The sequence below is a fragment of the Desulfobacula sp. genome, assembly GCF_021107415.1.
Genome location: NZ_JAIOSW010000017.1, coordinates 1 through 8166, shown reverse-complemented (window position 1 = coordinate 8166; position 8166 = coordinate 1). Strand labels below are relative to the sequence as shown.

Genomic DNA, 8166 nt, shown 5'->3' with positions numbered 1-8166 from the left:
TTAAGAAAGGAAAATTTGTTGAAATCAGTCGGTAAAAAAAGCATCCTGGCCGGTTGCTTCCAATACTGACTGCCAGAGCCTTCCCTGGGGGTCCATATTTTTTCTTTTTCCTGCAGAGGCATCCATGGGCACATGAACGTAATGATTGTTCCAAAAGCTGACCAGTAATTTTGTTTTTCCTGCCATTCCTGCGTGAACCGCATCACGACCAAGAAAACCGCAGAATACACTGTCATTTGCATTGGCAGGAAGACTTCTGATAATATAGCTTGGATCAATATATTTTAAGGAAACAGGGATATCTTTTGCCTTAAACCATTGTGAAATTTTATCCTTTAGGAAAAGACCAATATCCCGGAGTACAACATTTCCTGAAGGGTCAAACTGGTTTTCCTGATCATCAAAAAGATTTTGACCCGCACCTTCAGCCACAATAATAACCGCATGCTTTCGATGAATGATTCTATCCTCAAGCGCCTGTAAAAATCCGGTTTTTCCATACAGGGAAATATCAACCTCAGGAATGAGAACAAAATTGGCATCCTGCTGTGCCAGTGCAGCAGTAGCGGCCAGGAATCCGGAATGCCTTCCCATAAGCTTTATCAACCCGATTCCATTGGGATATGCTTCGGCTTCATTGTGGGCCCCTTTGATGGCAAGTGTTGCAACATCTACCGCCGTATCAAACCCAAATGATCGGGATACCAGATAAATATCATTGTCAATGGTTTTGGGGATGGCGATAACTGATATTTTTAAATGTCGCTTTTTAATTTTATCTGCTATTTTTTTTGCTGCCATTAATGTTCCATCCCCACCCACCAGGAACAAAATACCAACATTCATCCTTTCAAGACAATCAACAATCATACCGATATCCTGGGTTCCCCTTGAGGAGCCTAGCATGGACCCACCCGTATTCTGGATTCCAGAGACTGTATCAGGATTTAAATCCATCACATCATGTTCAAAATCCGGTATAAATCCTTGAAGCCCATGGCGTATCCCATAAATTGTCTTAACATTATAGATGTGGTGAAGTTCCAAAACCATGGACCGGATAATATCATTTAATCCGGGGCATAACCCGCCACAGGTTACAATGGCGCATTTGAGTTTACTGGGATCAAAGTATATTTTTTCTCTTGGACCTGCCTGATCAAAACTGATAATTTTTTTCAAATTGCCTTTCAGATGATCCATTTGAACATTAACAATTATCCTTGCTTCATCTGAAACAAACCTTCTTAAAGGTTCTTCTGCTTTAGTGTTACGTTTAAGAGGGGAAATAATTTTTGCTTCACCAAGGGTTGGGATATCAGTACTGAAATCTTTGGTTTTCATTGAGGCCCTCCATTAAATTGAAAAGATCCTTTTCCAAGAATATCGTGTAAATGTAAAAGTCCGTCAAGCCTGTTATGTTTATCAACTATGGGGAGCACTGTAATCTGGTATTTTTCCATAAGATTCAATGCATCATATAAAAAAGACTGGGCAGTTAATGTTTGTGGATTTTTACTCATGACCGTGTCAACTGATCGGGTGTTTAAATCAGTAAGATTTTTGGCCATGCAATGCCGGATATCACCGTCTGTGATAATTCCTTTAAGCTTTTCTTCTTTATCCAGAACAATCACTGCACCTAACCTGAATTTATCCATTTTTTTCAGGGCAAGACTCATGGAAGAGCCTGTTAATACCCATGGAGCAGTTGATGCTTTAAACATGATTTCACCGACTTTGCAGGAAAGGCGTTGTCCAAGCATGCCGCCGGGATGGGATTTCATAAAATCACTTTTTTTAAACTTCTTCATGGTGATCAATACAACAGCCAGGGCATCGCCCATGGCAAGCTGGGCCGTTGTGCTGGAAGTCGGTGCCATATTAAAGGGACAGGCTTCTTTTTCAACCCCTGTATCAATGACAATATCACAGAATTTTGCCATGGTGGAATCGGTCTTTCCTGTAAATCCAGCAAGTTTGCATCCAATATCTTTGATCACAGGAAGCAATTGGTTGAGCTCATTTGTCTCACCGCTGTTGGAAATAGCTATAAAAACATCATCCTTGCTCACCATCCCAAGATCGCCATGAACGGCTTCAACCGGATGTAAAAACATTGAATTTGTTCCGGTGCTGATGAGGGTGGAAACAATTTTTTTACCGATAAGACCTGATTTTCCTATTCCCGAAATTACCACCCGACCGGTGGAACTGCATATTGTATTAACAAGCTCCTCAAAAGAGGCGTTAATATTCTGTGCCAATTTCAAAATACTGTCGGCTTCTATTCTTAATACTTCTTTTGCTTTATCTATTATCATGATTGAATTCTATCTAACTCTTTAATTTATTGAACAGTTTGAATAATTGGTATTTATATACAATATTCAACTCTTTTTTAATATAAAAAAATTCCAGATGTGCCGGCAGGAGGGAAGGCAATCTTTTTGGCTAAACTTCATCGGACATCCACCCCGACGTAGCGTATTAATTAGGACTTCTAAGACAATATCCCAGAATTCATTTTTTATAAGATAGCTTGAAATCGAGAACGTTTTGTTTTTATCGCTCCATAAACCAAGTGTTTTTTTGCCTGAAGATATGTTGATTGTTGGGGTTGTGAGCTTTACTCCATATCTCCATGAAATATCCCTGTGTTCTTTAACAAGCTGCGCCGCCCATTTGAATTCAATGTTTTTCATAATATCAATAAAAAGTACGTTATTCTTTTACATAACGGGGATATGTTGCTTTAGCTTTTTTTGCATCGTTGATATCAATGTTAAGAGTCAAAAATTCCTGATTTAATGAAGTTGTTCCAAGGACATCTCCCCGTTCAGGTTCAATAATCCAGCCGCTCCCACCAAAATTTTCTTTTTGAGTGTTTGGACCATTATAATTTGATGATAAACAGAAGGCGCCGGAGACAATAGCAGTAGCTTTTCCTCCAGTTACCCAGATATCAACTTTTGATTCAGGCGTTGCTCTGGGACAGACTATAATATCAACATCCTGTTTTAAATACTGCCTTGCTCTTGCTGTAAACCAGATTTCAGTGCAAATTAGAAACCCTATTTTGATACCATTAATATGAATAACATCAAAATTTTCTTCTCCCCTTTCATACCAGGAGGCTTCATAATACCCTGGTTCATCCGGAAGATAGTATTTGTCATGAACAAAAATAATTCCCTTATCACGACTAAAAACAAATCCTTTATTTAGATATTGATTATTTTTTATGGCAGGTCTTGATGCAATGATTAATTCAACCGGTAATTGATTAAGTCTGTTAATCCATACATCATGAGCTTTTACAGCTTGTTCCCAAAGATTTGAATTAACAACATTGGATCGCGTGACCCATTGGAAAAATGGCATTTCAGGTAACAGCAGTAAGTCTGATTGTTCTTGTTCAAGATGATGAATCAAGCGGTTCCAGTAGGTGTCAGACTCTGTCCAGCTATTGGGTAATTCACAAACCGTTACTTTCATAGTCACTCCAAAATCTTTTTTGTTATTGTTTTCCAATATACATTCCATCATATTCCAAAGTGCAAAGAGGAGTGCCTGGTGAATTAACCCCGCTGTTGATAACTTCTCCTATAAAAAGGGCATGATTACCAGGGTCATGGCGTTCTTTAATCTGTAATTCAAACCACGCTATGCAGTCTTTTAAAATCGGTGCCCCTGTTTTTTTAGTTTCCCAGAAAAGTCCAGAGAATTTTTTTTCAGGATCAGCTCCTTTGAATCTTTTCAACATATCTTTTTGTGATTTGTCCAGCACGTGTAATACAAAAGCATTACTTTTTTCAATCAAGCTATGAGAATACCTGTTTGGATGAACAGCCACCAAAATCAAAGGTGGTTCATATGATACCTGAGTTACCCATGATGCGATCATACCGTTAAAAATATCATCACATTTAACTGTTAAAACATAAAGTCCATAGGTCATGTGACTGAATGCTGTGAGCCATTCTTTTTTCATTTTTTTAATTAATATCCAACATTAAACTTTAAATTCTTATATAGATTATCCTGTACTTGATTTCTATTTAAAGCCAGCTGCAATATGCTCAATATTATTCCAGTTTAATCCCAATAATCCCGCCGCTTCACGATCCACTTCCCAAGGGTTATACCCGGCAATTATTTTTTTCAACGGTGGATCACATTGAGGCCCACCAAGATGGAAATCAGCCATACCCATACTACAGTCCATTATCGAAAGATTTGGCTCTTTGAGCTTCTTCTAAGGATTTAAATGATTTGAATTCAGTACTGGGAAAACCATCTGTTTGAGCTTTACACTCTGCCCAAGTCAGATAGATCCCAGGTTGATGTCCTGCCCAAACAACATAAAATTTCTTTTTTTTTCTTCCCATTATTATTCAACCGTAAGTGTTTTTCTTTAAAAGATGATTAATACAAATACCAAACAATTAAATGAACTGTAAAGCAGTATATATTTACATCTTTGAAAATATTTTTTAGACTCTGAATAGAAATAGCGAAAATAAGCCATTGGTTTGATTTTTAAAAATATTATGAATCTTGAGATATCTGTATATTTTTAATTAGGAATAAAAATGAAAGAACAAGTAGATCCAAAAATTTATGGCCTTCCATCACGAACCGTTTTAATAGAGCAGGAATCTAAAGAATTTATCCTGGTCATTAATAAAGGGTGAAAAATAATGAACGACAAAAAAAATACTGAACCCATAATCCCACCAATGCAGGGTGATCCAAAGCTAAAAGAGTATCGCTGTCCTCATTGTGGTCGATTCCTTTTCAAGGGAAATGTTAAAAAATTGAATATGGTGTGTCATCATTGTCAGGAAATGATAGATGTTGATGGGGATGATCTCTTCAGGGCAGAGAATAAATAATAGAAACTGAGCTTTCGAAATTAATAAATAAAACTATGATATTAAATTTTTATAGTTGTGCCTATTATAAATAAAGGAAATTACAAATGACTGACGGACAAAAAAGATCCCAGATTAAACCAGGACAAAAAGTTTCTATTGTATTAAAAAAGGATCAAAAAAATGGGAATCTTACCGATGGTATTGTGAAGAGTCTTTTAACAAAATCATCTTCACATCCACATGGGATCAAGGTCCGTTTAGAAAATGGCTTAGTGGGAAGGGTAAAAATTATTCACGGTTAAAAACCTATCTTTGTTTAATTATTGAGAGAACATATTTTTTTGGTATGTTTGAGAATTCAAGTTATTGGCTACTTTGCACAGGAATAATATTATTTGACTCGGGCATACCGCTTATTCAACCTACTATATTTTAGTAAGTGGAATAATATAGGCAGAGCCAACTTAATGACTCTGCCTATATTATTTGGCTAACAATTCTCTTGGTTTAAGACGTCTATCAAAACCAGATCTCCGGCCTTTACCGGACCTTCTTTCTGGGGAATGTTCGGCATAAGAGAACACCCGCCTGCCACCATTATCCGGTAATACGGCATTTGCCTTCATCAGTCTTATTTAAGTTTCTTTCTGCTGACACCTGCAATCCCTAAAATACCAAGGCCGAAGAGAAGCATTGTGGCTGGTTCGGGAACTGGTGCTGATTCAGAAATATAGCCTTGAGGATTGTAATACCCACCTGCATTAGTATAGTCGTTCCACCCCCAACTATATCTTTCGTCCATATAGAGATACCCTTCACCTCCTGCATTATTGGGTTCACTTCCTCCCCAGTTTGTATAACCCCAAGTCTCTCCAGTTACCCACTGCCAACCACCAGTCGGTTCTGAGGAACCACTAGGCTGGAATCCACCGATCATAAAGCCTCCAACTCCGGGGTTCGTATGTCCTGCAAGTAAATTTGCGACAAATGTTTGCTCTTCCACAGATGTTATGGTTGCTAGATGGTCTCCTGCAGCTAATGTAGTGGCTTGCGCATTCTCCCAAGTAAGGTCACTTACGACAATATCATACCAGTGTCCATTTCCTCCACTTGCTGTTGTCCATTGAATAGGTGTTGCGATTGCGCTCCCTACCATGCCGACGAATAACAATCCTGCCGCACAAATCATTAAAAACTTCGATTTCATATTTATACTCCTTTTTTTGTATTAGACAACCCGGCTATCTCCCCATAAGACCCTTTGGCTTTCCGTCCCCGCTTCATAACAGGTTTGGCTTTTCATATACTTTCATAATCAATGCAACAAACATGCCTTTGTTTTTCCTATGCCAAGGACGCTATTTGATAGTATTTACGGTAATTTTGGGTAATTTTTTCTATAGAAAAAATGTTATAAATTGTGAAAAAAATTACATAATATTGTGTTCGATTCTATTAGAAAACACAAAATCAAGTGAAGCAGGACTTCATTCAACATACTACATGTAATAAAGCACCAAAGTTTGAAGTTCAATGCACAAAGAGTGTCCCCTATAAAAACAGGACGTAAAAATTCTAAAGTTTGTGATTTATAAATGACACTAATACCCGGAATATGCATCCCCACCAAGGTTGAAAACAATGATGCTGATAACATACCATGAGCAATCCGTTTCCAAATAATAACCAAATGACCATTCCAAATTAATACTTTGTGAAACCCTTAAGAATCCATGCAATTTTAGTTTTTAATAAAATTTGTAAAAATAAAAGGAAATCTTAATTAAAAGGAGTAAATAGTGGGAAAATTTTATTTGCACATAACGCTAAATGCGAGAAAATTGGAAAATTTTATATAATAATAGAGAGTTAGGGAAGTTACTGGAATATTTAAATAATATTATGTTCCACAAAAAAAATACTGTAAAATCATAGAATTACCAGGAGGTGAAAAAAAATATCATAATATAACGAATACAGCGTTATCAAGATTGACTTGAAATTTGAATCGAAATAGAAACTTGTATTACCCAAATATTCAAGATATAGGAATGATAAGTATTGAAGACTACACCAGATTTGAATCCCATTCTCATAATAGATGATGAACCACCTATTTTGGATCTACTTTCAGAAAGCTTAACCAGAAATGGTTATGATGTAGATACTGTGGAAAGTGGGGAAAAGGGAATTAAAAAAATTGAGTCTAATAATTACAGTCTGATCTTTACTGACATAAAAATGCCCGGTCTGTCCGGAGAACAGGTTCTTCAATATTTAAAACACATTCAAAATAGCTTAACGCCGATTGTGGGTATGTCTGGAACGCCATGGCTACTTGATCAAAGTGATTTTGATGCTGTTTTACCAAAACCATTTTCGATGAAAAGACTATTGAAAGTAGTCCGTCAGTTCATAAATTAAATTCAACAAGTAACCCAGTTGCCCAGGAATTAAGGAGCACCACGTAAGGGAAGGAATCTGCCACAAAATCAATTGGATCAATTTTAACAGGGATTGCAATTGATAAAGGTTTTATTTCTAATGCAAATGAAAAGATATACCAGCATTTTAAATCATATGAACCTGAACAAAAGTGGAATGAAAGGATAAAGGACATTACAATAAAACATTTGCTGACAATGACCTCTGGATATGATTGTGATGACCATAAAAACAACTTTGCTTGTGAACAAAATATGTATAAATCTAAGGACTGGCTTGAATATGCAGTAAATCTTCCTATGGCTAATCTACCTGGAGAACATTGGGCGTATAACAGTACAAGCTTATGGTTTGGTTGGAGAGATAATTTCAAAAAAATCCAATATGACTATACCTGATTTTGCTAATAAATATTTATTTGAGCCAATGGGCATAACTGATTTTCAATGGGGGTTTTCACCAAAAGGAACGGCGTGGATTGCTGGAAATGCTAATTTAAAATAATGACCGCCCTTAAAATTCCATACGACCAACTATCTCCAGAAGCACTCAATGGTGTTGTCGAAGAATTTATCACCCGGGATGGCACTGACTATGGAGAAATTGAAGTGTCCCTGGAAACAAAAACCTCCCAGGTGCTTGGACTGCTTAAATCGGGAAAAGCTGTAATTGTGTTTGACCAGAAATCTGAAACCTGTACTATTTTGAAAAGTGATGATCCCGTATTAGAAGGTATTGAGGATTAATTTCATCTGTACTGAATTTATTGAAATACAATGAACAAACTTATTCAACCTGACAAAGAAGCATTCATTGCCCTTGCAACCACAAAAATGCCGTT

Annotated in this window: 13 protein-coding genes, 1 pseudogene and 1 riboswitch; of the genes and pseudogenes, 5 read left to right on the top strand and 9 right to left on the bottom strand. The window is 36.9% G+C overall.

From position 1 onward, the window contains the following. Positions 1 to 24: 24 nt before the first annotated feature. The 7 genes from K8S13_RS00985 to K8S13_RS00955 all read right to left on the bottom strand — a co-directional run bounded on the left by K8S13_RS00985 (position 25) and on the right by K8S13_RS00955 (position 4391). On the bottom strand, positions 25 to 1344 hold the full coding sequence (locus tag K8S13_RS00985) for an ATP-dependent 6-phosphofructokinase (RefSeq protein ID WP_291459747.1): 1320 nt from the start codon (positions 1342 to 1344) through the stop codon (positions 25 to 27). Next, a complete protein-coding gene (locus K8S13_RS00980) occupies positions 1341 to 2324 on the bottom strand; it encodes a KpsF/GutQ family sugar-phosphate isomerase (RefSeq protein ID WP_291459746.1) in 984 nt (327 codons plus the stop codon). Before K8S13_RS00980 ends, K8S13_RS00985 begins: the two co-directional genes overlap by 4 nt. A gap of 66 nt (positions 2325 to 2390) precedes the next feature. Continuing rightward, positions 2391 to 2705 carry a hypothetical protein gene (locus tag K8S13_RS00975; protein WP_291459745.1) on the bottom strand — a complete coding sequence of 105 codons (315 nt, stop codon included), beginning with the start codon at positions 2703 to 2705 and terminating at the stop codon, positions 2391 to 2393. Positions 2706 to 2724: 19 nt separating this feature from the next. Continuing rightward, on the bottom strand, positions 2725 to 3498 hold the full coding sequence (locus tag K8S13_RS00970) for a carbon-nitrogen hydrolase family protein (RefSeq protein WP_291459743.1): 774 nt from the start codon (positions 3496 to 3498) through the stop codon (positions 2725 to 2727). Positions 3499 to 3520: 22 nt separating this feature from the next. Beyond that, positions 3521 to 3994 (bottom strand): flavin reductase family protein, encoded by a 474-nt coding sequence (locus tag K8S13_RS00965; protein ID WP_291459742.1) that lies wholly within the window; start codon positions 3992 to 3994, stop codon positions 3521 to 3523. Positions 3995 to 4057: 63 nt separating this feature from the next. Further along, a complete protein-coding gene (locus K8S13_RS00960) occupies positions 4058 to 4210 on the bottom strand; it encodes a hypothetical protein (protein ID WP_291459741.1) in 153 nt (50 codons plus the stop codon). Positions 4211 to 4217: 7 nt separating this feature from the next. Beyond that, positions 4218 to 4391: an RNase H1/viroplasmin domain-containing protein gene (locus K8S13_RS00955; protein ID WP_291459740.1), complete on the bottom strand. Its 174-nt coding sequence runs from the start codon at positions 4389 to 4391 to the stop codon at positions 4218 to 4220. A gap of 312 nt (positions 4392 to 4703) precedes the next feature. On the opposite strand from K8S13_RS00955, the gene K8S13_RS00950 reads away from it, so the two are divergent. Continuing rightward, positions 4704 to 4898: a hypothetical protein gene (locus tag K8S13_RS00950; protein WP_291459738.1), complete on the top strand. Its 195-nt coding sequence runs from the start codon at positions 4704 to 4706 to the stop codon at positions 4896 to 4898. Positions 4899 to 4984: 86 nt separating this feature from the next. After that, positions 4985 to 5182, top strand: coding sequence for a YwbE family protein (locus K8S13_RS00945; RefSeq protein ID WP_291459736.1), 198 nt, complete (start codon positions 4985 to 4987; stop codon positions 5180 to 5182). 329 nt (positions 5183 to 5511) lie between these two features. On the opposite strand, the gene K8S13_RS00940 is transcribed toward K8S13_RS00945, so the two are convergent. Next, the gene (locus K8S13_RS00940; protein WP_291459735.1) at positions 5512 to 6087 is read right to left on the bottom strand and encodes a PEP-CTERM sorting domain-containing protein; all 576 of its coding nucleotides are present in this window, start codon (positions 6085 to 6087) and stop codon (positions 5512 to 5514) included. 21 nt (positions 6088 to 6108) lie between these two features. Further along, a riboswitch (cyclic di-GMP riboswitch) is annotated at positions 6109 to 6186 on the bottom strand. Between the two features lie 105 nt (positions 6187 to 6291). Beyond that, positions 6292 to 6570 carry a MaoC/PaaZ C-terminal domain-containing protein gene (locus K8S13_RS25525; RefSeq protein WP_367172503.1) on the bottom strand — a complete coding sequence of 93 codons (279 nt, stop codon included), beginning with the start codon at positions 6568 to 6570 and terminating at the stop codon, positions 6292 to 6294. Positions 6571 to 6941: 371 nt separating this feature from the next. On the opposite strand from K8S13_RS25525, the gene K8S13_RS00935 reads away from it, so the two are divergent. From K8S13_RS00935 to K8S13_RS00930, 3 genes and pseudogenes are all read left to right on the top strand, one after another. Next, on the top strand, positions 6942 to 7304 hold the full coding sequence (locus K8S13_RS00935) for a response regulator (protein WP_291459733.1): 363 nt from the start codon (positions 6942 to 6944) through the stop codon (positions 7302 to 7304). A 68-nt stretch (positions 7305 to 7372) separates the two neighbouring features. Then, a pseudogene (locus K8S13_RS25520) lies at positions 7373 to 7723 on the top strand (serine hydrolase); the annotation flags it as partial. A gap of 105 nt (positions 7724 to 7828) precedes the next feature. After that, positions 7829 to 8071, top strand: coding sequence for a YheU family protein (locus K8S13_RS00930; protein ID WP_291459731.1), 243 nt, complete (start codon positions 7829 to 7831; stop codon positions 8069 to 8071). Positions 8072 to 8166: the final 95 nt, after the last annotated feature.